Below are 771 nucleotides of genomic sequence, written 5' to 3' on the forward strand. Positions count from 1 at the left end.
GGGCGGGTCGGGCCAGTGGTGCCCGCCGGCGTGGGCCACCGCCACCGTGCCGTCCGGGCCCGTCGAGGCGGACGCGCAGGCGTCGGCCGACGCGCTGCCGGCCGGACAGCCCACCAGGGTCCAGGTCAGCGTCAACAGGACCAACACCCTCGTGGTGGGCGCGCATCGGGTCACTTCGGGTCCATGCACGACGAAGATCATGAGGCGCCGACGGCCGTCCTGCCCCGGAGTAGGCCGAGATTGCTCCGAACGAGGGAGATGGCGGGGTCACGGGTTTGACGAGCGAAAGAGCCCGTTCAGGCCCCATGTGCCCCTTTGTGCACAACGGTGACTCCCCGAGTGCGGCACACGACGCGGAAAGAAATTCCGGCCGCTGTTGAACACCACGGCCCCCGCGGTGCGTACCCATGACCGTGCGGCGGCAGCAGGGCGCTGCAATATCCAGGCGATAATGGGGAGTTGACGATGAATACCTCCTGGCGGACCGCCTCACTGGTGGCCACAGCCGCTTCGGTGCTGGCGCTGACGACGGCGTGCGGTCAGGACAACACCACCACTCCCGCGTCGGCGGCCCAGAACGTCGGGGCCACGGCCGCGGCCGGCAACTCCGGCAACCCGGGCAGCGGGACCGTGGCCGGTGCGGGCAACGGATACGGCGCCGACGGCAGCCAGAGTTCGGCCTCCCCGGCCCCGGTCGCCCCCGCGGGCAAGCTCTCCGTGGCCGGCAACCCCGAACTGGGCGATGTGCTGACCGACGGCTCCGGCCTCACC

Annotated in this window: 1 pseudogene; it reads left to right on the forward strand. The window is 71.3% G+C overall.

Going from position 1 to position 771, the window contains the following annotated elements:
- Positions 1-465: 465 nt before the first annotated feature.
- Positions 466-771 (forward strand): annotated as a pseudogene (locus CCN44_RS41230) (SCO0930 family lipoprotein); the annotation flags it as partial.

This window comes from Streptomyces tricolor (assembly GCF_002155905.1).
Taxonomy (GTDB): Bacteria; Actinomycetota; Actinomycetes; order Streptomycetales; family Streptomycetaceae; genus Streptomyces; species Streptomyces tricolor.